General features: G+C 71.0%; 22 protein-coding genes. 9 read left to right on the forward strand and 13 right to left on the reverse strand.

The genetic code is table 11. From position 1 onward, the window contains the following. Nucleotides 1-782 (reverse strand): Scr1 family TA system antitoxin-like transcriptional regulator (locus ACIRVF_RS23455; protein WP_402820982.1); only part of this gene is annotated, 782 nt, incomplete at its 3' end. Nucleotides 783-1,019: 237 nt separating this feature from the next. On the opposite strand from ACIRVF_RS23455, the gene ACIRVF_RS23460 reads away from it, so the two are divergent. The 3 genes from ACIRVF_RS23460 to ACIRVF_RS23470 all read left to right on the forward strand — a co-directional run bounded on the left by ACIRVF_RS23460 (nt 1,020) and on the right by ACIRVF_RS23470 (nt 2,976). Next, nucleotides 1,020-1,421: an ATP-binding protein gene (locus ACIRVF_RS23460; RefSeq protein WP_402820985.1), complete on the forward strand. Its 402-nt coding sequence runs from the start codon at nt 1,020-1,022 to the stop codon at nt 1,419-1,421. 233 nt (nt 1,422-1,654) lie between these two features. Next, complete coding sequence (locus tag ACIRVF_RS23465; protein ID WP_402820987.1) at nt 1,655-1,789, forward strand: hypothetical protein; 135 nt, start codon at nt 1,655-1,657, stop codon at nt 1,787-1,789. Then, nucleotides 1,786-2,976, forward strand: a complete 1,191-nt coding sequence (locus ACIRVF_RS23470) for a methyltransferase domain-containing protein (protein ID WP_402820989.1) — start codon at nt 1,786-1,788, stop codon at nt 2,974-2,976. The genes ACIRVF_RS23465 and ACIRVF_RS23470 overlap by 4 nt, the downstream gene beginning before the upstream one ends. A 31-nt stretch (nt 2,977-3,007) precedes the next feature. Here the strand turns inward: ACIRVF_RS23470 and ACIRVF_RS23475 are convergent, their stop codons facing one another. Both ACIRVF_RS23475 and ACIRVF_RS23480 read right to left on the reverse strand, forming a co-directional pair. Next, nucleotides 3,008-3,154: a hypothetical protein gene (locus ACIRVF_RS23475; RefSeq protein ID WP_402820991.1), complete on the reverse strand. Its 147-nt coding sequence runs from the start codon at nt 3,152-3,154 to the stop codon at nt 3,008-3,010. A gap of 114 nt (nt 3,155-3,268) precedes the next feature. Further along, complete coding sequence (locus tag ACIRVF_RS23480; protein WP_402820994.1) at nt 3,269-3,607, reverse strand: hypothetical protein; 339 nt, start codon at nt 3,605-3,607, stop codon at nt 3,269-3,271. 149 nt (nt 3,608-3,756) lie between these two features. On the opposite strand from ACIRVF_RS23480, the gene ACIRVF_RS23485 reads away from it, so the two are divergent. Beyond that, entirely contained in the window at nt 3,757-4,398 is a 642-nt protein-coding gene (locus tag ACIRVF_RS23485) for a DUF2461 domain-containing protein (RefSeq protein ID WP_402820996.1), read from the forward strand. Between the two features lie 54 nt (nt 4,399-4,452). On the opposite strand, the gene ACIRVF_RS23490 is transcribed toward ACIRVF_RS23485, so the two are convergent. Further along, on the reverse strand, nt 4,453-5,400 hold the full coding sequence (locus ACIRVF_RS23490) for a heme o synthase (RefSeq protein WP_402820999.1): 948 nt from the start codon (nt 5,398-5,400) through the stop codon (nt 4,453-4,455). 463 nt (nt 5,401-5,863) lie between these two features. Here ACIRVF_RS23490 and tkt point away from each other — a divergent pair, with 463 nt between their 5' ends. From tkt to pgl, 5 genes are all read left to right on the forward strand, one after another. Further along, complete coding sequence (tkt, locus tag ACIRVF_RS23495) at nt 5,864-7,963, forward strand: transketolase (protein ID WP_402821002.1); 2,100 nt, start codon at nt 5,864-5,866, stop codon at nt 7,961-7,963. A gap of 85 nt (nt 7,964-8,048) precedes the next feature. Continuing rightward, entirely contained in the window at nt 8,049-9,191 is a 1,143-nt protein-coding gene (tal, locus tag ACIRVF_RS23500) for a transaldolase (RefSeq protein WP_402821005.1), read from the forward strand. A gap of 63 nt (nt 9,192-9,254) precedes the next feature. Further along, nucleotides 9,255-10,811: a glucose-6-phosphate dehydrogenase gene (gene zwf / locus ACIRVF_RS23505; protein WP_402821278.1), complete on the forward strand. Its 1,557-nt coding sequence runs from the start codon at nt 9,255-9,257 to the stop codon at nt 10,809-10,811. Beyond that, a complete protein-coding gene (gene opcA, locus ACIRVF_RS23510; RefSeq protein WP_402821008.1) occupies nt 10,808-11,902 on the forward strand; it encodes a glucose-6-phosphate dehydrogenase assembly protein OpcA in 1,095 nt (364 codons plus the stop codon). Before zwf ends, opcA begins: the two co-directional genes overlap by 4 nt. Then, on the forward strand, nt 11,899-12,687 hold the full coding sequence (gene pgl / locus ACIRVF_RS23515) for a 6-phosphogluconolactonase (RefSeq protein ID WP_402821011.1): 789 nt from the start codon (nt 11,899-11,901) through the stop codon (nt 12,685-12,687). Before opcA ends, pgl begins: the two co-directional genes overlap by 4 nt. A 75-nt stretch (nt 12,688-12,762) precedes the next feature. On the opposite strand, the gene ACIRVF_RS23520 is transcribed toward pgl, so the two are convergent. The 9 genes from ACIRVF_RS23520 to uvrC form a co-directional block, all read right to left on the reverse strand. Then, on the reverse strand, nt 12,763-13,050 hold the full coding sequence (locus ACIRVF_RS23520) for an RNA polymerase-binding protein RbpA (protein WP_030308030.1): 288 nt from the start codon (nt 13,048-13,050) through the stop codon (nt 12,763-12,765). Nucleotides 13,051-13,254: 204 nt separating this feature from the next. Further along, nucleotides 13,255-13,491 (reverse strand): preprotein translocase subunit SecG, encoded by a 237-nt coding sequence (gene secG / locus ACIRVF_RS23525; RefSeq protein WP_030288291.1) that lies wholly within the window; start codon nt 13,489-13,491, stop codon nt 13,255-13,257. Between the two features lie 87 nt (nt 13,492-13,578). After that, entirely contained in the window at nt 13,579-14,364 is a 786-nt protein-coding gene (gene tpiA / locus ACIRVF_RS23530) for a triose-phosphate isomerase (protein WP_402821014.1), read from the reverse strand. A 4-nt stretch (nt 14,365-14,368) separates the two neighbouring features. Then, the gene (locus tag ACIRVF_RS23535; RefSeq protein ID WP_402821017.1) at nt 14,369-15,571 is read right to left on the reverse strand and encodes a phosphoglycerate kinase; all 1,203 of its coding nucleotides are present in this window, start codon (nt 15,569-15,571) and stop codon (nt 14,369-14,371) included. Nucleotides 15,572-15,722: 151 nt separating this feature from the next. Beyond that, complete coding sequence (gap, locus tag ACIRVF_RS23540; RefSeq protein WP_396536304.1) at nt 15,723-16,730, reverse strand: type I glyceraldehyde-3-phosphate dehydrogenase; 1,008 nt, start codon at nt 16,728-16,730, stop codon at nt 15,723-15,725. 289 nt (nt 16,731-17,019) lie between these two features. After that, nucleotides 17,020-18,000, reverse strand: coding sequence for a DNA-binding protein WhiA (gene whiA, locus ACIRVF_RS23545; protein ID WP_030288283.1), 981 nt, complete (start codon nt 17,998-18,000; stop codon nt 17,020-17,022). Beyond that, nucleotides 17,991-19,076 (reverse strand): uridine diphosphate-N-acetylglucosamine-binding protein YvcK, encoded by a 1,086-nt coding sequence (gene yvcK, locus ACIRVF_RS23550; RefSeq protein WP_402821281.1) that lies wholly within the window; start codon nt 19,074-19,076, stop codon nt 17,991-17,993. The genes whiA and yvcK overlap by 10 nt, the downstream gene beginning before the upstream one ends. A gap of 65 nt (nt 19,077-19,141) precedes the next feature. Beyond that, entirely contained in the window at nt 19,142-20,026 is an 885-nt protein-coding gene (rapZ, locus tag ACIRVF_RS23555; protein ID WP_270143324.1) for an RNase adapter RapZ, read from the reverse strand. 118 nt (nt 20,027-20,144) lie between these two features. After that, nucleotides 20,145-22,202, reverse strand: a complete 2,058-nt coding sequence (uvrC, locus tag ACIRVF_RS23560) for an excinuclease ABC subunit UvrC (RefSeq protein ID WP_402821023.1) — start codon at nt 22,200-22,202, stop codon at nt 20,145-20,147. Nucleotides 22,203-22,246 lie beyond the last annotated feature (44 nt).

The following is a 22,246-nucleotide window of genomic DNA, read 5'->3' on the forward strand; positions in this document are numbered from 1 at the left end:
GCCTTCGACAGGGCTTCCACCTGGAGCTGGTGGTAGTCCCGCTCCCAGGCCCGAGTAGTCGCGTTGTCCCGTGCGAGGAAGCCGCGCAACTGGCACTCCGAGTATGCCAGGAGTGTTCGACCCGGCATGGTCAGCAGCGTAATGACCATGGTGAACGGCAGTTCTTCCGCGAGCGAGAACGGAGCGACCTGGATCGTGACGTTCGGGCGGGCGGCGAGGGCTTCGAGGTGCTCCAACTGCCGTGCCATGACGTCCGGCCCTCCGACGGTCCGCCGCAGCGCGCCTTCGTCCAGGACGAAGTGGAGACGAGGAGCCGGGTGCCGGTCGATCAGCCGCTGGCGGGTGACGAGGAAGTCCAGCCGTTCCAGTGCCTGCTTCTCATCGATGCTGCCGCGTCGAACGGCGGCGGAGGCGAACGCCTCGGCGTAGTCCGGAGTCTGGAGCAGTCCGGGCACGATGCCCGGCTCGAAGTGGCGGATCTCGGTGGCCCGGGTCTCGTGGAGCGCGTACTCGGGGAACCCCTCCAGCAGCGAAGCGCGGGAGTACATCCGCCACAACTCCATGAAGGTGCCGCCAGTTTCGAACACCTCATCGGCTTTCACCGCGAATTTGAGAGTGGCGGGCTTCTTCCCCCGTTCGACGTACGAGACCATGCCGTGCGAGTAGCCCATCAGCTTGCCGAGGTGGGCCTGCGACCAGCCCCTCGCCCTTCGCAACCTGCGGAGCTCGTTCCCGAACCGGATCGCCAGAGATGACGACTCGTCATATTCGTTCGATTCCACTGCTGCTCCCCCTCTGTGACATGGCAGAACAGTGAAGGTTGAGGCCTGGCAATCGTAAGGGAAAGCGCGCCACCATGGCTACACCAGGTGAGGCGCCGATTGCGCCGAGCAACCTTCGGAGCTTCCATGCCTTCAGGACAGACGCGTCCAAAGCCGTCCGGATTCGAGGCCCCACTGAGGCCCAACCAAGCGGCTCTCACGGCCAGTCCGCCGCCAGTTGCCCAGTCGAACCCAGACATGAGCGCCAAGACGGCATCTGTCTGCCTGCCGTACCGGCCGGAGTCGGTGGGTGCCGCTCGGCGCTTCGTGTGCACGCAGCTGCGGGGCTGGGGGCTCGACAACCTGGTCGACGACGCCGCCGTCATCGTCAGCGAGTTGGTCACCAACTCCATCAAGACCGGCTGCCAGACCCGCATGCTCGTCGGCGTCCGCCGTCCGACCGACCGCACCGTCCGCATCCTCGTCGGTGACGGTTCCCGGTCGATGCCCGTGATGGTCCAGGCCCGGCCCGACGCCACGTCGGGCCGTGGCCTGGAAATGGTCCACCGGCTCACTCACGGCCGCTGGGGTGTCACGCCCCTCCCGTTCGGCAAGGTCGTCCACGCCGACCTCGCGACTCCCGCGCCGATCCCCCGGTGAACCGGCAATCTCCGCAGGACACTTACGCCCCCGACGATGCACCGCCGTCGCCACCGTCCATCCCCGATCCCACCCGGATCTGGGCCGCCTACGGCGTGTCCGTCGCGGCCGGGCTGCATGTCGTCATCGCGGCCCTCGTACTGATCAACCGATCCCGCTGAACTCCCGGCCGCGCCGCCGATCCAGCGGCGCGGTCGGGATGACCATCACTCATCAACACACAAGGAGGAACCATGGGTTGGGGAACAGACAAGTCCAGCGGCGGCAAGCACGGCGGTAAGAAGGACCCCGGCACGAGCAAGCCGTCCCCCGACGGATCCCGGCCGGCGCCCGAGCCGAAGCACAAGAAGGACGAGGGCGACAAGTGACGGACCCCGTGCATCGACCGGAGCAGGCCGCCGTGCGCGGCCTGCTCCGGGCCGTCGGCGAAGCGCTCGACGGCCCGGTCCCCCGCGAGTGGCAAGCAGCGATCACAGCAACTCCCCGCCACCGCTTCCTGCCCGAGCGGATCTGGCTGGAGAACGACGACGGCGGCTACGAGCCGTGCGACCTCTCCACCGACCACGACCGCTGGTTCGAGGCGGCCTACTCGGACGCGCCCGTCATCACCCAGGTCAACGACGGCCAGGCATCGGCCGACCCGGCCGATGCCTGGCCCTCCTCCTCCGCCTCCGCCCCCTCGATCGTCGTCCGCATGCTCCGCGACCTCGACGTCCGGCCCGGGATGAACGTCCTGGAGATCGGCACCGGCACCGGCTGGAACGCCGCCCTCCTCGCCCACCGCCTCGGCTCCGGCCACGTCACCTCGATCGAGATCGACTCCGAGGTCTCCGAGCAGGCCTGGGCCGCCCTGAACGCGGCCGGCCTGGACGTGGACCTGATCTGCGGAGACGGATCCCTGGGCTGGCCCCACCGCCTCCCCTACGACCGGATCATCTCCACCTGCTCGGTCCGCCACGTCCCTTGGGCCTGGATCGAACAGACCCGGCCCGGCGGCATCGTCCTCACCCCCTGGGACAGCCCCATGCTCTGCTGGGGCCTGCTCAAGCTCACCGTCGAACGCGACCGCGCCCAGGGCCACTTCAGCCCCCACTCCGCGTTCATGCTGATGCGCAACCACCGGCAGGACCTGCGGATCTTCCGCGACGTCGTCCAGGACGATCACGTCCCGGACGAGTCCGAAACGGTGCTCCCGCCATGGGAAGTCACCGGCGACCACTGGGAGGCCCGCTTCGCCCTCGGCCTACGGCTGGGCGACGTGTGGACCGCCTGGGAGGACGAGCCGGGCGTCGACGGCGTCGCCGCCCGGCTCTGGGTCGCCACCACCGATGCCCGTTCCTGGGCGGCCGTCGACCACGACGGCCGCCAGAACAAGCGCTTCACCGTCTGGCAGCACGGCCCCCGCCGCCTCTGGGGCGAGATCGAGGCCGCCCACCACTGGTGGCAGCACAACAACCGCCCGACCCCCGACCGCTTCGGCCTCACCGTCACCGCGAACAGACAGTGGGCCTGGCTCGACCGCCCCGCCCAGCCCGTTCGTCACCCGCTCCCGTAAGGGCCCGGCGACCGAGCCGTCGCCGGAGGGGCTACTGCGGCCGGCGACGGGCGCGGATCAGCGCGACACCGATCGCGAGGGGGAAGGACAGCAGGAAGAGCGTCACCGCGGGCCACAGCGGGTCGCCGTCGACTATCGCGTTCACGAGCGTGCGGATACCGACAACGATGACGTGCATGCGCGTACCGTAGCGCTACCCTTCGCCGGGCCGTCCGGCGCCCCTGACCAGCGAAAACGGCCCGGCTTCCCCACCTAGGAGGAGCCGGGCCGTCGGCGTTCGAACCAGGAGCGGTCAGCCGCCGAGCTGGATGCCGGCCATGCGCTTCCACTCGTACGCGCTGGTCTTCACCTTCAGCCCCAGCTCGCCCTCGAAGTTCTCGTGCAGGGTCAGGCCCGCCAGCTCCGCGGCCCGGCGGCCGACGGCGTAGGTCGGGGCGACCTGGTCGCCCCAGGCGCCGTCCGCGCCGACCACGACGATGCGGGTGGCCACGGCGCCGACGTACTCGACGACCGCGTCGGCGCTGCCGCCGTGCTGCTGGGCAAAGCTGGTCAGGTGCTTGGCGATGCGCTTGGCGCGGCGCTCGGTACGGGCGTCCGGCGCGGCGGCGGTGGCGGTCGATGCGCTGCTCATGCGCCCGCCTCGCTTCGCTCGCCAGGGGCATTCGCCCATGCGCGCCTTTCGATGATTCGCTCACTTCGCTCGCTCATGCCCGCATGCTACCCACCGGTACGCGACCTCGCGACGGGAGCGCCCTGTGCACCGGGACACATACTCGGAACATGACGTTCAAAGGCTGGCCGAGCGAGGCGCTGGACTTCTACGAGCACCTCGAAGCCGACAACTCGAAGACCTTCTGGCAGGCCCACAAGGAGCAGTACGACACCGCCGTACGGGCCCCGATGGAGGCGCTGCTGGCCGAGCTGGAGCCGGAGTTCGGGCCGGGGAAGATCTTCCGCCCCAACCGGGACGTCCGCTTCAGCGCCGACAAGTCCCCGTACAAGACGCACATCGGCGCGCACCTGGAGTCCGGCGGCTACGTCCAGCTCTCCGCCGACGGCCTGGCCTGCGCCAACGGCATGTACCAGCTGGCCCCCGACCAGCTGGAGCGCTACCGCGCCGCCGTCGCCGAGGACGTCAGCGGCGCCGAGCTGGAGCGGGTGATCGCCCGGGTGGAACAGGCCGGTCCGCGGGTCCACGGCCGCGACTCCCTCAAGTCGGCCCCGCGCGGCTACCCCAAGGACCACCCCAGGATCGAGCTGCTGCGCCACAAGGGCCTGGTGGCCTGGCAGGACTGGGAGCCCGCGAAGTGGCTGGGCACGCGCGCCGCCCACACCCGGATCGTCGACTTCCTGCGCGCCTCCCAACCGCTGCGGGACTGGCTGGACGGCCACGTCGGCCCGTCGGAACTCCCGTCCCGCTGAAACGCGAAGAGCCCCGGTCCGCCCAGGACCGGGGCTCTTCCCAAGACAACAGCCTTACTTCACGAACGGATCGATCGCGCACACCACGAACAGCAGCGACAGGTAGGTGATCGACCAGTGGAACAGCCGCATCTCCTTCAGCTTGGCGCCCACGATCCCGGCCTTCGCCCGCCCGTACAGGGCGTGCGCCTCGCGCAGCCAGAAGCCGCCGAGCAGCACCGCGGCGACGGGGTACAGCCAGCTCATGTGCCCCAGCGGCCAGACCGCCAGCGAGACCGCCACCATCACCCAGGAGTAGGCGACGACCTGCTTGCCGACCGCCACGTTGCCCTTGATGACCGGGAGCATCGGCACCCCGGCCCGCTCGTAGTCGTCGCGCACCTTCATCGACAGCACCCAGGTGTGCGGCGGAGTCCAGAAGAAGACCACCAGGAAGAGCGCGACGGCCGCCCAGGACACCGAGTTGGTCACCGAGGACCAGCCGATCAGCACCGGCATGCAGCCCGCGATGCCGCCCCAGACGATGTTCTGCGAGGTGCGCCGCTTGAGCCCCAGCGTGTAGACGAACACGTAGAACAGCAGCGCGCCGAGCGCCAGTCCGGCGGAGAGCCAGTTGACGCCGATGCCGAGCAGCAGGGTGGAGACGATCCCGAGCGTGATGCCGAAGACCAGCGCCTCGCGCGGCGACACCATCCCGGTGACGATCGGCCGGCGCTCGGTGCGGGACATCAGGGCGTCGATGTCGCGGTCGATGTACATGTTGAGGGCGTTGGCGCCGCCCGCCGAGAGGTAACCGCCGACCACGACCTTCAGCACCAAGAGCATGTTCGGCACGCCCTGTTGGGCCAGGAACATCACCGGCACGGTGCTCATCAGCAGCAGCTCGATGATGCGCGGCTTGGTCAGTGCGACGAAGGCGCCGACACGGGCCCCGATGGGCCGGTGCGCAGGAGTCGCCCCGGTGACCCCGGCGGGACGGGTTTCGACGGCGGTCACTAACACCCCAACTGAAGATGAATCCTCGCAGGCGTCCACAGGAACGAAGGGTCCCGAATCGTCCGCTCTGCGCGTACCACGCCACCTTAGACGCTCCATATATCCCATCCGGCTCCGGGGTCCCCCGGCGAGGCGGATCGCACACCCCCGGGTGAGCCGACTGGGTGAAGCCACGAAGCGGCTCCGGCGCGACCCCGCAACCCGTCCCGACCACCCGGGCGGCGCGCCCGTGCAAACCGGGAGAGCCTGGGACAAAACATGTCGGACCGCCCTAGTGGGAATCACCATGCGGAAATCCCGGTTGTCCCGGCACGGAGGGTGAGCCCCGGCCCGGACGGTAGGCTCGCACGCAGAAGCGGGATCTACCCTCCGTGACCGGCACCATCCACAGTCGGGACCACAGCGCCGTGGCCGACCCGGTCCCCATTCACGGGGTCACTCTTCACAATGGAAGGAGCCCTGAGACAGGGTGAGCACTGCGCCGACGAACGCATTCGAGTGGAGCGACCTGGATGAGCGCACGGTTGACACGGCGCGCGTCCTCGCGATGGACGCTGTCCAGAAGGTCGGGAACGGGCACCCCGGGACGGCCATGTCCCTGGCCCCCGCTGCCTACCTGATCTTCCAGCGCTTCCTTCGCCACGACCCGACCGACCCGGCCTGGGTCGGCCGCGACCGCTTCGTCCTCTCCCCCGGGCACACCAGCCTGACGCTCTACACCCAGCTCTACTTCTCCGGCTACGGCCTGGAACTGGACGACCTCAAGGCGTTCCGAGTGGCCGGCAGCCGCACCCCCGGCCACCCGGAGCACGGCCACACCGCGGGCGTGGAGACCACCACCGGCCCGCTCGGCCAGGGCATCGCCAACGCGGTCGGCATGGCGATGGCCGCCCGCTACGAGCGCGGTCTGTTCGACCCGGAGGCGGCCGCCGGGGAGTCCCCCTTCGACCACACCATCTGGGCCATCGTCTCCGACGGCGACCTGGAGGAGGGCATCTCCGCCGAGGCCTCCTCGCTGGCCGGCCACCAGAAGCTGGGCAACCTGGTCGCCCTCTACGACGACAACCACATCTCGATCGAGGGCGACACCGAGACCGCCTTCTCCGAGGACGTCCTCAAGCGCTACGAGGCGTACGGCTGGCACGTCCAGCGCGTCATCCCGAAGGCCAACGGCGACGTCGACGTCGAGGCCCTCGCCGGTGCGCTGGCCGCCGCCAAGGCCGAGACGTCCCGCCCGTCGATCATCGCGATGCGCACGATCATCGCCTGGCCGGCCCCGGACGCCCAGAACACCGCCAAGGCGCACGGCTCCGCGCTCGGCGCCGCCGAGATCGCCGCCACCAAGAAGGTCCTGGGCTTCGACCCGGAGAAGACCTTCGAGGTCAGCGACCAGGTCATCGAGCACGCCCGCAAGGTCATCAAGCGCGGCAAGGCCGCCCGCGACCAGTGGCAGCAGAGCTTCGACGCCTGGCGCGCCGCCAACCCGCACCGGGCCGCCGAGTTCGCCCGCATCCAGGCCGGCGAGCTGCCCGAGGGCTGGAAGAAGGCCGTTCCGACCTTCCCGGCCGGCAAGGACGTCGCCACCCGCAAGGCCTCCGGCGAGACCCTCAAGGCGCTCGGCGCGGTGATCCCGGAGCTGTGGGGCGGCTCGGCCGACCTCGCGGAGTCCAACCTCACCACCATCGACGAGGACAGCTCCTTCCTCCCCGAGGGCAACCCGCTGAAGTCCGCCAGCCCGTACGGCCGGACGATCCACTTCGGCATCCGCGAGCACGCCATGGGCTCCACCATGAACGGCATCGCCCTGCACGGGAAGACCCGCGTCTACGGCGGCACCTTCCTGGTCTTCGCCGACTACATGCGCCCCGCCGTCCGCCTGGCCGCGCTGATGAAGCTGCCGGTCACCTACGTCTGGACGCACGACTCGATCGGCCTCGGCGAGGACGGCCCGACCCACCAGCCGGTCGAGCACATGGCCTCGCTGCGTGCCATCCCGGGCCTGTCCATGGTCCGCCCGGCCGACGCCAACGAGACGGCCGTCGCCTGGCGCACGATCATCGAGCGCCAGACCAGCCACCCCGGCCCGGTCGGCCTGGCGCTGACCCGCCAGAACGTCCCGACCTTCGACCGCGAGGTCTTCGCCTCCGCCGAGGGCACCGCCAAGGGCGCCTACGTGCTGGCCGAGGCCTCCACCGGCGACCCGCAGGTGATCCTTCTGGGCACCGGTTCCGAGGTCCAGCTGGCCGTCCAGGCCCGCGAGGCCCTGGAGGCCGAGGGCGTCCCGACCCGGGTGGTCTCCGTCCCGTCCTTCGAGTGGTTCCAGGAGCAGGACCAGGCCTACCGCGACAGCGTGCTGCCGCCGTCGGTCAAGGCCCGCGTCTCGGTCGAGGCCGGCATCGCCCAGGGCTGGCGCGAGCTGGTCGGCGACCACGGCCGGATCGTCTCGCTGGAGCACTTCGGTGCCTCCGCCGACTACAAGGTGCTGTTCGAGGAGTTCGGCCTGACCGCCGAGCGCGTGATCGCGGAGGCGCACAACGCCCTGCGCGCCCTCGAAGCCGTCAACCGCTAGTTCCGCTCCGGCCGCGTACCTCGCCCGCACGCGGGTACGCGGCCCCTCTGACTACCCCACGAAGCAGAAGAAGGACTGAAGCACCATGACTGACGCACTGAAGCGCCTCAGCGACGAAGGCGTTGCGATCTGGCTGGACGACCTCAGCCGCAAGCGGCTGAACTCCGGCAACCTGGCCGAGCTGGTGCAGAACAAGCACGTGGTGGGTGTCACCACCAACCCGACCATCTTCCAGAAGGCCATCGCCGGCAGCGGCGACACCTCCTACGACGGCCAGCTGCGTGACCTCGCCGTCCGCAAGGTCACCACCGAGGAGGCGATCCGCATGATCACCACCTCGGACGTGCGCGACGCCGCCGATGTGCTGCGTCCGGTCTACGACGCCTCCAACGGCCGCGACGGCCGGGTCTCCATCGAGGTCGACCCCCGCCTGGCCCACGAGACCGCCCCGACCGTGGCCGAGGCCAAGCAGCTGTGGTGGCTGGTCGACCGCCCGAACGTCTTCATCAAGATCCCCGCCACCGAGGCCGGCCTGCCCGCCATCAGCGAGGTCATCGGCCTGGGCATCAGCGTCAACGTCACGCTGATCTTCTCCCTGGAGCGCTACAAGGCCGTCATCGACGCCTACCTGACCGGCCTGGAGACCGCCAAGGCCAAGGGCCTGGACCTCTCCCAGATCGAGTCGGTCGCCTCCTTCTTCGTGTCCCGCGTCGACACCGAGATCGACAAGCGCCTGGACAAGATCGGCGGCGACGCCAAGGACCTGCGCTCCAAGGCCGCCCTGGCCAACGCCCGCCTCGCCTACCAGGCGTACGAGGAGGTCTTCGGCTCGGTCGACGGCAAGACCGCCGGCAATGCCCGCTGGAAGGCCCTGGAGGCCGCCGGCGCCAAGCCGCAGCGCCCGCTGTGGGCCTCGACCGGCGTCAAGGACCCGGCCCTGCCGGACACCCTGTACGTCACCGAGCTGGTCGCCCCGGGCACCGTCAACACCATGCCCGAGGCCACCCTGGACGCCGCCGCCGACCACGGCGTGGTCAGCGGCAACACCATCGTCCCCAACTACGCCGACGCCAAGGCCGTCCTGGACGCCGTCGCGGCCGCCGGCGTGGACTACGACGACGTGGTCCAGGTCCTGGAGGACGAGGGCGTGCAGAAGTTCGAGCAGTCCTGGCAGGAGCTGCTCGACACCGTCACCGCCTCGCTGGCTTCCTTCGCCACCGAGAAGTGACCCCCGCTCACACAATCGGCGCACGAAAGCGGAGCACACCAAGTGAGCACTGATTTCCCCGAGTTGACGTCGGAATCGGACGCGGACGACCTCCCGCCCTCCCCCGTCAACCCGCTTCGTGACCCCTCCGACCGGCGGCTCCCGCGCATCGCGGGGCCGTCCGGCCTGGTCATCTTCGGGGTCACCGGCGACCTGTCGCGCAAGAAGCTGATGCCGGCCATCTACGACCTGGCCAACCGCGGTCTGCTGCCGCCGGGCTTCTCCCTGGTCGGGTTCGCCCGCCGCGAGTGGGACAACGAGGACTTCGCCCAGGAGGTCCACGACGCGGTCAAGGAGCACGCCCGCACCCCGTTCCGGGAAGAGGTCTGGCAGCAGCTCGCCAAGGGCATGCGCTTCGTCCACGGCACCTTCGACGACGACGACGCCTTCGACAAGCTCCGCGAGACCATCGAGGAGCTGGACAAGGCCCAGGGCACCGGCGGCAACTTCGCCTTCTACCTGTCCGTCCCGCCGAAGTTCTTCCCGACCGTCGTCCAGCAGCTCAAGAAGCACGGCCTGGCCGACCCGCCGCAGGGCTCCTGGCGCCGCGCCGTCATCGAGAAGCCCTTCGGCCACGACCTGGAGAGCGCCCAGGAGCTCAACAAGGTCGTCCACGAGGTCTTCCCCCGGGACGAGGTCTTCCGGATCGACCACTACCTGGGCAAGGAGACGGTCCAGAACATCCTGGCGCTGCGCTTCGCCAACCAGATGTTCGAGCCGATCTGGAACCGGTCCTACGTCGACCACGTGCAGATCACCATGGCCGAGGACATCGGCATCGGCGGCCGGGCCGGCTACTACGACGGCATCGGCTCCGCCCGTGACGTCATCCAGAACCACCTGCTCCAGCTGATGGCGCTCACCGCCATCGAGGAGCCGGCGTCCTTCCACCCGAAGGCGCTGGTGGCCGAGAAGCTCAAGGTGCTCAGCGCCGTCAAGCTCCCGGCCGACCTCGGCCGGCACACCGTGCGCGGCCAGTACGCGGCCGGCTGGCAGGGCGGCGAGGAGGTCGTCGGCTACCTGGACGAGGACGGCATCGACCCCGAGTCCAAGACCGACACCTACGCGGCCATCAAGCTGGAGATCAACAACCGCCGCTGGGCGGGCGTCCCGTTCTACCTGCGCACCGGCAAGCGGCTGGGCCGCCGGGTCACCGAGATCGCGGTGGTCTTCCAGCGCGCCCCGTACCTGCCGTTCGACTCCTACGCGACCGAGGAGCTGGGGCAGAACGCCCTGGTCATCCGGGTCCAGCCGGACGAGGGCGTGACGGTGCGGTTCGGCTCCAAGGTGCCGGGCACCTCCTTCGAGGTCCGGGACGTCACGATGGACTTCGCCTACGGCGAGTCCTTCACCGAGTCCAGCCCGGAGGCGTACGAGCGGCTCATCCTCGACGTGCTGCTCGGCGACGCCAACCTGTTCCCGCGCCACCAGGAGGTCGAGCTCTCCTGGCAGATCCTCGACCCGATCGAGCGGTACTGGGACACCCACGGCAAGCCCGCCCAGTACGCGGCGGGCACCTGGGGCCCCGCCGAGGCTGACGAGATGCTCGCACGAGACGGCAGGAGCTGGCGCCGGCCATGAAGATCGACCTCACCAACACGACGTCCAGCAAGATCAACGCCGCGCTGATGGAGGCGCGCCGGGCCAGCGGCTCCACCGCCGCCGGCATGGTGCTCACCCTGGTGATCGTGACCGACGAGGGCAGCGCCTACGACGCCCTCAAGGCCGCCAACGACGCCTCCCGCGAGCACCCGATGCGCACCCTCGCGGTGATCAAGCGCGCCGGGCGCTCGCCCCGGGCCCGCGCGGAGACCCGGCTGGACGCCGAGATCCTGGTCGGCTCGGACGCGGGCTCGGGCGAAACGGTTGTCCTGCGCATGCACGGCGAACTCGCCGCGCACGCCCAGTCGGTCGTCCTGCCGCTGCTGCTGCCGGACGCCCCGACCGTGGTCTGGTGGCCGGACAACGCGCCGCTGCACCCGGCCCAGGACCCGCTGGGCGCGCTCGCCCAGCGCCGGATCACCGACGCGGTCACCGCCGAGTCCCCCGTCGGCCAGCTCGCCCAGCGCGCCCAGAGCTACACCCCGGGCGACACCGACCTGGCCTGGACCCGGCTCACCGGCTGGCGCTCGATGCTGGCCGCCGCGCTGGACCAGCGGCCGTCCACCATCGTCTCCGCGGCGGTCGAGGGCGAGTCCTACAACCCCAGCGTGGAGCTGCTCGGCCTGTGGCTGCTCAACCGGCTGCACGTGCCGGTCGAGCGGGTCGTCACCGGCGGCCCCGGCATCACCGCGGTGCGCCTGCGCACCAAGGACGGGGACATCACCCTGGACCGCCCGGACGGCCTGATGGGCATGCTCTCCATGCCCGGCTCGCCGGACCGCCAGGTGGCGCTCAAGCGGCGCGAGACCTCGGAGCTGATCGCCGAGGAGCTGCGCCGGCTGGACCCGGACGACATCTACTCGACGGCCGTGCGCACGCCCGTCGAGCGGCTGCGCGAGCACGACGACACCGTCCCGGCGGCCGCCGAGCAGATCGCCCAGGCGGTCGAGGCCTCGGTGGCCGACGCGGACGGCGGGCCGGGCGGACCGGTCGGGGCCGTCGAGGCTGGGAAGAAGCCCGCCGCGAAGAAGGCCGCCGGCAAGCGCGCCGCCACCAAGGACGGCGAATGACCAGGGCCACTCCGCAGCTGGTCGTCCACCGGGACAAGGAGCTGATGGCCCAGGCGGCCGCGGCCCGGCTGATCACCCGGATCGTGGACGCCCAGGCCGCCCGCGGCACCGCCTCGGTGGTGCTCACCGGCGGCCGCAACGGCAACGCCCTGCTGGCCGCGATCGCCGCCTCCCCGGCGCGCGACGCGGTCGACTGGGGCCGGCTGGACCTCTGGTGGGGCGACGAGCGCTTCGTGCCCGCCGCCGACGGTGACCGCAACGCCGTCCAGGCCCGCGCCGAACTGCTGGACGCCGTCCCGCTCGACCCGGCACGGGTGCACGAGATGCCCGCCTCGGACGGGGAGGACGGCTCCGACGTGGAGGCCGCGGCCGCCCGCTACGCGCAGGAGCTGGCCGAGGCCGCCGGACCGGGCGACCGGCTCGGCGTCCCGGCCTTCGACGTGCTGCTGCTCGGCGTCGGACCGGACACCCACATCGCCTCGCTCTTCCCGGAGCACCCGGGCGTGCGGGAGACCGAGCTGACCGTGGTCGGCGTGCGCGGGGCCCCCAAGCCCCCGCCGACCCGGATCTCGCTCACCCTCCCGGCGATCCGGGCCGCCCGCGAGGTCTGGCTGCTGGCCGCCGGAGAGGACAAGGCGGGCGCGGTCGCGCTGGCCCTGTCCGGCCCCGGCGAACTGCAGGCGCCCGCCTCCGGCGCGTACGGCCGCAGCCGCACCCTGTGGCTGCTGGACCGCGCCGCCGCCGAGCGGATCCCCGCCCAGCTGTACCCGCCGGCCTCGGCCTAGCCTGTACGACGCCGAAGGGCGCCCACCGTCGTTCGACGGTGGGCGCCCTTCCTGCTTCTCCGGCGCTCGGCCCGGTCAGATCTCGCCGCGCAGCTTGGCCAGCGCCTCCGCGAGGATCGCCTCGCCGTCGGCGTCGGTGCGCCGCTCACGGACGTAGGCGAGGTGGGTCTTGTAGGGCTCGTTGCGCGAGGGCGCCGGCGGGTTGTGCTCGTCCTGGCCGGCCGGGAAGCCGCAGCGCGGGCAGTCCCAGGTGTCCGGGATGACGGCCTCGGCGGCGAAGCTGGGCCGGGTCTCGTGCTTGTTGGCGCACCAGAAGGAGATCCGGTTGCGCGGAGCGGACTCGCCGCGCTCCGCCTCCCCCATCGGGCCGGCCCCGACCCTGCTGCCACGGATGGCGTTGCCACTTGCCACGGTCTGACTCCCTGCGTGCTGGTGCGCCGACCCGCCGCGGTGCGCGCCGGTGGCGAAAGTCGTCCTAGTGTAAGCAGGACTTAAGCTTCCGCCACCATCGCCTCCGCCCCGACCGTCCAAGGATAGGCGCTCGGGCGACGGGGCGTCAGGGTTGTGTCAGCTCTTGTACTTCAGGACCAGGCCCAGCACCAGGATGCACGCGAACCAGCCGATGCCGACCACGATCGTGATGCGGTCCAGGTTGCGCTCGGCCACCGCCGAACCGCCGCCGGTCGACATCGCGCCGCCGCCGAACATGTCCGACAGGCCGCCGCCCTTCCCCTTGTGCAGCAGCACCAGGAGGATCATCAGCAGGCTGAAGACGATCAGGGCAATCGAGAACCCGAGAACCACGGCGGGACCAACTCTCTCGTATCTTCGGCGAAGGGGCCGGGCCGCGTACGGCGGTCCGGCCCCAAAGCCTACGTTGCTGCGGCGGCGTTAGCCTACTGCCTGCTCACGGTAGCGCACGATCTTGACGAACTCGTCGGCGTCCAGCGAGGCACCGCCGATCAGACCGCCGTCGATGTCGGGCTTGGCCATCAGGCCGGCCGCGCTCGACGCCTTGACCGAACCGCCGTACAGCACGCGGACCTTGTCGGCCAGCTCGGCGTCGTACAGCTCGGCGATCCGCCCGCGGATGGCGGCGCAGACCTCCTGCGCGTCCTCCGGGGTGGCCACCTCGCCGGTGCCGATCGCCCAGACCGGCTCGTACGCGACCACGATCGACTCGGCCTGGTCGGCGGTGACGCCCTCCAGGGCGCCGTCCAGCTGGGCCAGGGTGTACTCGACGTGGGTGCCGGCCTTGCGGATCTCCAGCGGCTCGCCGACGCAGAGGATCGGGGTGACCCCGGCCCGGTAGGCGGCCTTGACCTTGGCGTTGACGATCTCCTCGTTCTCGCCGTGGTACTGGCGGCGCTCCGAGTGGCCGATCACCGCGTAGGTGCACTGCAGCTTGGCCAGCATCGGGCCGGAGACCTCGCCGGTGTAGGCGCCGCCGTCGTGCTGCGAGATGTCCTGCGAGCCGTACTTGATCTTCAGCTTGTCGCCGAAGACCAGGGTCTGCACCGACCGCAGGTCGGTGAACGGCACCAGGACGGCGACCTCGACGGCCTCGTAGTCCTTGTCGGCCAGCGCGAAGGCCAGCTTCTGGGTGTGCTGGATGGCCTCAAGGTGGTTGAGGTTCATCTTCCAGTTGCCCGCCATCAGCGGGAGACGCTCAGTCATGCCTTCAGCCTTCCAGGGCGGCGAGACCGGGAAGGGTCTTGCCCTCCAGGTACTCAAGGCTCGCGCCACCGCCGGTCGAGATGTGCCCGAACTTCGTCTCGTCGAAGCCCAGGATGCGGACGGCCGCGGCGGAGTCGCCGCCACCGACCACGGTGAACGCCGCACTGTCGGTCAGGGCCTGCGCGACGGCCTTGGTGCCGTTCGCGTAGTCCGGGTGCTCGAAGACGCCCATCGGGCCGTTCCAGAACACCGTGCCGGCGTCGGCCAGCTTCGCCGCGTAGAGCTCGCGGGTCTTCGGGCCGATGTCCAGGCCCTCCTTGTCGGCCGGGATCGCGTCCGAGCCGACGACCTCGTAGTTCGCCGGGGTCTTGCCCTTGAGGTCCGGGAACTCCGCGGAGACCAGGACGTCCACGGGCAGGACGAACTCGACGCCCCGCTCCTCGGCCTCGGCCAGGTAGCCCAGGACGGTCGGGATCTGGTCCTCCTGCAGCAGCGAGATGCCGACCTCGTGGCCCTTGGCCTTGAGGAAGGTGTACGCCATGCCGCCGCCGATCAGGATCCGGTCGGCCTTCTTCAGCAGGTTGTCGATCACGCCGAGCTTGTCCGACACCTTGGCGCCGCCGAGCACGACGACGTACGGGCGCTTGACGTCCTCGGTGAGCTTCTTCAGCACGCCGACCTCGGTGGCGATCAGGTCGCCGGCGGCGTGCGGCAGCAGGCCCGGCAGGTCGTACACCGAGGCGTGCTTGCGGTGCACGGCGCCGAAGCCGTCGCCGACGTACAGGTCCGCCAGGGCGGCCAGCTGCTCGGCGAAGGCCTTGCGCTCGGCGTCGTCCTTGCTGGTCTCACCGGCGTTGAAGCGCAGGTTCTCCAGCAGCACGACCTCGCCGTCGGCCAGCGCGGCCACGGCGGACTTCGCGGACTCGCCCACGGTGTCGGCGGCGAAGGCGACCGGCTTGCCGAGGATCTCGCCGAGGCGCTCGGCCACCGGCGCGAGCGAGAACTGCGGGTCCGGCGCGCCCTTGGGACGGCCGAGGTGGGAGGCGACGACGACCTTGGCGCCGCGCTCGACGAGCTTGGCGATGGTCGGGGCGACGGCGCGGATCCGGCCGTCGTCGGTGATCCGGCCGTCCGACAGCGGAACGTTCAGGTCGGCGCGTACGAAGACGCGCTTGCCGGCGACGTCCAGGTCTTCGATGGTCTTCACGGGTTCTTCGGTCTCCTGGGGAGATGGTTGATGCGCAGAGGCGGCACGGCGCAGGGGCCGCCTGAGAAGTCCTTGTACGCAGAGCGAGGGCCCGGTCGGCACGTTTCGCCGTCCGGGCCCTCGCCCCTACATCACGTCAGCTCCCACACCGTCAGAGCTGGCCACCGACGAGGGTGACCAGGTCGACGACGCGGTTCGAGTAGCCCCACTCGTTGTCGTACCAGCCGAGCACCTTGACCTGGTTGCCCTGGACCATGGTCAGGCTGGAGTCGAAGATGCAGGAGGCGGGGTCGTTGACGATGTCCGAGGAGACGATCGGGTCCTCGGTGTAGGCCAGGATGCCCTTGAGCGGGCCCTCCTGCGCGGCCTTCTGGAAGGCCGCGTTGACCTCGTCCTTGGTGACCTCGCGCTCCAGGGTGACGACCAGGTCGGTGATCGAGCCGGTCGGGACCGGGACGCGCAGCGAGGTGCCGTCCAGCTTGCCCTTCAGCTCCGGCAGGACCAGGGCGGTCGCCTTGGCGGCACCCGTCGAGGTCGGGATGATGTTCTGGCTCGCCGCACGAGCACGGCGCAGGTCCTTGTGCGGGAAGTCCAGGGTGACCTGGTCGTTGGTGAACGCGTGGACGGTGGTCATCAGGCCCTTGACGATGCCGAAGCTCTCGTTCAGCACCTTGGCCATCGGCGCCACGCAGTTGGTGGTGCAGGAGGCGTTGGAGATGACGTGGTGGTTGGCGGCGTCGTACTTGTCGTCGTTGACACCCAGGACGATGGTGACGTCCTCGTCGGTGGCGGGCGCCGAGATGATGACCTTCTTGGCGCCGGCGGTGAGGTGCTTCTTCGCGGCCTCGGCCTTGGTGAAGATGCCGGTGGACTCGACGACGATGTCGGCGCCCAGGGCGGCCCACGGCAGGTTGGCCGGGTCACGCTCGGCGGTCACCTTGAAGGTGTGGCCGTCGACGGTGATGCTGTCCTCGGTGTGCGAGACCTCGCCCGGGAAGGTGCCCAGGGTGGTGTCGTACTTGAGCAGGTGAGCCAGGGTCTTCGTGTCGGTGAGGTCGTTGACACCGACGATCTCGATGTCCGCGCCCTGGGCCTTGACGGCGCGGAAGAAGTTGCGGCCGATGCGGCCGAAGCCGTTGATGCCTACCCGGATCGTCACGAACCGATCTCCTCGTTAGGTACGCCGGCGCTGAGCCGACGGGGATGAGATTTGGGAAGTCCCCGACCGCCTACGACCCTACCTCTCCCGGGCCTGGGAGGGCACATCGCGCCATCAGGCAAGACGTGGCGTGGCGCGATCCCGGGCCCGCCGTCCCTGCCGACCCCGTCCGTCGGTCCTGGTCAAGTGGTCTTGACCAATTTCGGTTCGCCGTCCGCTCCCGTCCGGCCCCGGACACGACGACGGCCGGTGCCCCGGAATCCGGACACCGGCCCTTGCACCCGGTGGATCAGTTGAGCGCCATCTCGTCGGTCAGGTTGGCCTCGGTGCTCGGCAGGCCGAGCTCGGCCGCGCGCTTGTCGGCCATCGCCAGCAGGCGGCGGATCCGGCCAGCCACCGCGTCCTTGGTCAGCGGCGGGTCGGCGAGTGCGCCCAGCTCCTCCAGCGAGGCCTGCTTGTGCTGCATCCGCAGCTGACCGGCCGCGGCCAGGTGCTCGGGCACCTCCTCGCCGAGGATCTCCAGGGCGCGGGCCACCCGGGCGCCGGCCGCGACCGCGGCCCGGGCCGAGCGGCGCAGGTTGGCGTCGTCGAAGTTGGCCAGCCGGTTCGCGGTGGCCCGGACCTCGCGCCGCATCCGGCGCTCCTCCCAGGCGAGCACCGACTCGTGCGCCCCCAGCCGGGTCAGCAGCGCGCCGATCGCGTCACCGTCGCGGATGACCACCCGGTCCACCCCGCGCACCTCGCGGGCCTTGGCCGGGATGCCGAGCCGACGGGCCGCGCCGACCAGCGCCAGCGCCGCCTCGGAGCCGGGGCAGGTGATCTCCAGCGAGGAGGAGCGACCCGGCTCGGTGAGCGAGCCGTGCGCCAGGAAGGCCCCGCGCCAGGCGGCCTCGGCGTCGCAGGTGGCCCCGGAGACGACCGCCGGGGGCAGGCCCCGGATCGGACGGCCGCGACCGTCCACCAGACCGGTCTGGCGGGCGAGCAGCTCGCCGTCCTTGACCACCCGGACGACGAAGCGGCTGCCGCGCCGCAACCCGCCGGGCGCCATCACCACGAGGTCGGAGGAATGCCCGAAGATCTCCAGCAGGTCCTTGCGCAGCCGCCGCGCCGCCGCCCCGGTGTCCAGCTCCGCCTCGATCACGATGCGGCCGCTCACGATGTGCAGTCCGCCCGCGAACCGCAGGATCGCCGACACCTCCGCCTTGCGACAGCAGGCCCGGGTGACCGGGAGCCGGCTGATCTCGTCCTTCACCGCTGGAGTCATCGCCATGGCCCGATCCTTCCATGTGTCCGGAAAATCCGGTCGTACGCGGCCGCCAACAGCTCGGGGTCGTGTCGCGGGGTGCCGTCGGTGCGGGCCACCGTACCGAGCACCAGTGCGGCACCCATCCGTTCGGCGGCCTTCTCCAGACCGGCCAGGTCGGCCTGCCCGAAGGCGCCGCCCGTGACGGCGCGCTCGTCCACCAGGATCGCATCCACCACGAGGCCGGGAGCGTGGTCGGCGATGACCTCCAGGTGGCGCTGGGGGGTGAAGCCCTCGGTCTCGCCGGGCTGCGGGGCCAGGTTCAGGGTGAGCAGACGGCGGGCGCGGGTCTCCATCAGCGCCTTGGCCAGCTCGGGCACCAGCAGGTGCGGCAGCACGCTGGTGAACCAGGAGCCGGGGCCCAGCACCACCCAGTCCGCCTCCCGGACCGCCGTGACCGCCTCCGGCACGGCCGGCGGCTCGTCCGGCAGCAGCCGGATCGACTGCACGGTGCCCGGGGTGACCGCCACGCTGGCCTGGCCGCGGACGGCCGAGACCTCACCCGGACGCGCCGGGTCGTGGCCGCGCACGGTCGCCTCGATGTCCAGCGGCACCGCCGACATCGGCAGCACCCGGCCCTGGACGTTCAGCAGCCGTCCGACCCAGTCCAGCGCGGCGACCGGGTCGCCCAGCTTCTCCCAGAGCGCGACGATCAACAGGTTGCCGACCGCGTGGCCGCCCAGCTCACCGTTGCCGGTGAAGCGCTGCTGGATCACCTCGGACCAGGTGCGGCCCCAGTCGTCGTCCCCGCACAGCGCGGCCAGCGCCTTGCGCAGGTCGCCTGGCGGCAGCACCCCCAGCTCCTCGCGCAGCCGTCCGCTGGAGCCGCCGTCGTCGGCGACGGTGACCACGGCGGTCAGGTCGCTGGTGAGCCGGCGCAGCGCGGACAGCGAGGCGGACAGGCCCTGGCCGCCGCCGAGCGCGGTGATCCGGGGAGCCGGGTTGGCCCGGGCGGGACTGCTGCGCGGACGGCTCGGCGAGGGGCTGCCCGCCCGTTCGCCGGTCCTGCTCTGCGGCTGCCGCCCGGGCACGTATCCCGCCACACTCACCTCGCGTTCCTCGGCCCCGCCAACCGGCTCCGCCGGCGGCCCGGCAGGGAAGGCGGCGGTTACTCCCGACCCATGTCACGGTGGACGAGCACCGTCTCGACTCCGTCGGCGATGAGACGCTTGGTCAGACGCTCGGACATGGCGACGCTGCGGTGCTTGCCACCGGTGCAGCCTACGGCAAGCGTCATGTAGCGCTTCCCCTCCCGACGGTAGCCCTCGGTAACGATCCGGAGGAGCTCGGCGTAGCCGTTCAGGAACTCGTTGGCGCCGGGCTGCTGGAACACGTAGTCGGCGACGTCCGCGTCGGTGCCGGTGCGGGCCCGCAGCTCGGGCACCCAGTGCGGGTTCGGCAGGAAGCGGCAGTCCACCACCAGGTCGGCGTCGACCGGCAGGCCGTACTTGAAGCCGAAGGACATCACGGTGGCGCGCAGCTCGGGCTCGTCGTGGTCGGCGAACTGGGCGTCCAGCTTGGCGCGCAGCTGGTGGACGTTGAGGTTGGAGGTGTCGATCACCAGGTCCGCCTCACCGCGCAGGTCGCGCAGCAGGTCGCGCTCCTGGGCGATGCCGTCCACGATCCGGCCGTCGGCCTGCAGCGGGTGCGGGCGGCGGACGCTCTCGAACCGGCGGACCAGGGCCTCGTCGGAGGAGTCGAGGAAGACCACCCGGAGCCGGACGCCGCGCTTCTCCAGCTCGTCCAGCGAGGTGAGCAGGTCGTCGAAGAACTGGCGGCCGCGGACGTCCACGACCACGCCGATCCGGGCGACGTTGCCCTGGGAGCGGGCGCCCAGGTCGACCATGGTGGGGATCAGGGCCGGCGGCAGGTTGTCCACCACGAACCAGCCCAGGTCCTCCAGGCACTTCGCGGCGGTGGAGCGGCCGGCTCCGGACATGCCGGAGATGATCACCAGCTCCGGCGCGTTCTCAGCCACGTCTGACACGGTCACTTCGGTTCCCCGCTCTCGGTCTTTCTGCTGGGGAGAACGCGCACGGCACGGCCGCCCTTCCCCGTCCCGGACAGGCGGGCGGGTTCGGGGCGCGCCGATGGACGGGCGGCGTCGGCCGTCATGGCGTCTCCTGGGATGGTGCGGTCTGGGGTGCTGCGGCCACCGGCTCGGCGGCCCGGTCAGGCCCGTCCTCGATGATCTCGCCGGTCGCGGTGTTGACCGCGGGTGCGGCGGGTGTACGGGACGACAACGCCGCCGCAACAGTTTCCGCCGTGCGGCGCCCGATGCCGGGTACCGCGCAGATCTCGTCGACGGTGGCGGCCCGGAGCTTCTTCAGCGAGCCGAAGTGCTTGAGCAGCGCCCGGCGGCGAGTTTCGCCGAGGCCCGGGACGGAGTCCAGCTCCCCGGCGGTGAGTCGCTTGGAACGCTTGTTGCGCTGATAGCTGATCGCGAAGCGGTGGGCCTCGTCGCGCACCCGCTGGAGCAGGTACAGGCCCTCGCTGGAGCGCGGCAGCACGACCGGGTCGTCCTCGCCGGGCAGCCAGACCTCCTCCAGACGCTTGGCCAGTCCGCACAGCGCGACGTCGTCGATGCCCAGTTCCTCCAGGGCCCGCTTGGCGGCGGCGACCTGCGGCTGGCCGCCGTCGACCACCAGCAGCTGCGGCGGGTAGGCGAAGCGCTTGGGGCGGCCGTCCTCGGTGCGCGGGCCGTCGGCCGGCTGGTCGTCGTCGGGCTCCTCGGGGACGGCCCACTCACCGGTCTCCTCGCGCTCCTGGAGGTAGCGGCGGAAGCGGCGGCTGATCACCTCGTGCATCGAGCGGACGTCGTCCTGGCCCTCGAAGCCCCTGATCTGGAAGCGCCGGTACTCGCTCTTGCGGGCCAGGCCGTCCTCGAAGACGACCATCGAGGCGACCACGTCCTCGCCCTGGAGGTGGGAGATGTCGTAGCACTCGATGCGCAGCGGAACGGAGTCCAGCTCCAGCGCGTCGGCGATCTCCTGGAGGGCGCGGCTGCGGGTGGTGAGGTCCGAGGCGCGCTTGGTCTTGTGCAGGGCGAGCGCCTGTTGGGCGTTGCGCTGCACGGTGGCCATCAGGTCCTTCTTGTCGCCGCGCTGCGGGATGCGCAGGTCGACCTGGCTGCCGCGCAGGCCGCTCAGCCACTCCCGGACGGGGGCGAGCGGCTCGGGCAGGGCGGGGACGAGCACCTCGCGCGGGACGGACTCGTTGCGCTCCTCCGCGGCGGCGCCACCGTAGAGCTGCTGGAGGGCGTGCTCGACCAGTCCGGCGGTGTCGACGTCCTCGACCTTGTCGGTGACCCAGCCGCGCTGGCCGCGCACCCGGCCGCCGCGGACGTGGAAGATCTGGACGGCGGCCTCCAGTTCGTCCTCCGCGACGGCCAGCAGGTCGGCGTCGGTGGCGTCGGCGAGCACGATGGCGTTCTTCTCCATCGCGCGCTTGAGGGCGCCGATGTCGTCCCGCAGCCGGGCCGCCTTCTCGTACTCCATCTCGGCGGCGGCCTCCTGCATCTGGTCTTCCAGCCGGCGCAGGTAGTTGCCGGTCCGCCCGGCCATGAAGTCGCAGAAGTCCTCGGCCAGTTCACGGTGTTCGTCCGGCGAGACCCGGCCGACGCAGGGGGCGGCGCACTTGCCGATGTAGCCGAGCAGGCAGGGGCGGCCGACCTGCCGGGCGCGCTTGAACACGCCGTTGGAGCAGGTGCGTACGGGGAAGACCCGCAGCAGCAGGTCGACCGTCTCGCGGATCGCCCAGGCGTGCCCGTACGGACCGAAGTAGCGCACGCCCTTCTTGTGCGCCCCGCGCATCACCTGGACCCTCGGGTACTCCTCGTTGAGGGTGACGGCGAGTTCCGGATAGCTCTTGTCGTCGCGGTACTTGACGTTGAACCGCGGGTCGAACTCCTTGATCCAGGAGTACTCCAGCTGGAGCGCCTCGACCTCGGTGGCGACCACGGTCCACTCCACCGAGGCGGCGGTGGTGACCATGGTCGCGGTACGCGGGTGCAGCCCGGCGAGGTCCTGGAAGTAGGACGACAGGCGCGGGCGCAGGCTCTTGGCCTTGCCGACGTAGATGACCCGGCCGTGGGCGTCACGGAACTTGTAGACGCCCGGGGAGGCCGGGATCGCGCCCGGCGCCGGGCGGTAGGTGCTCGGGTCAGCCATGGCTCCACCGTACCGAGTGCGGTCGGGGCCGCGGGGACGGGATC

This window comes from Kitasatospora sp. NPDC101157, from assembly GCF_044768255.1.
Classification (GTDB): Bacteria; Actinomycetota; Actinomycetes; order Streptomycetales; family Streptomycetaceae; genus Kitasatospora.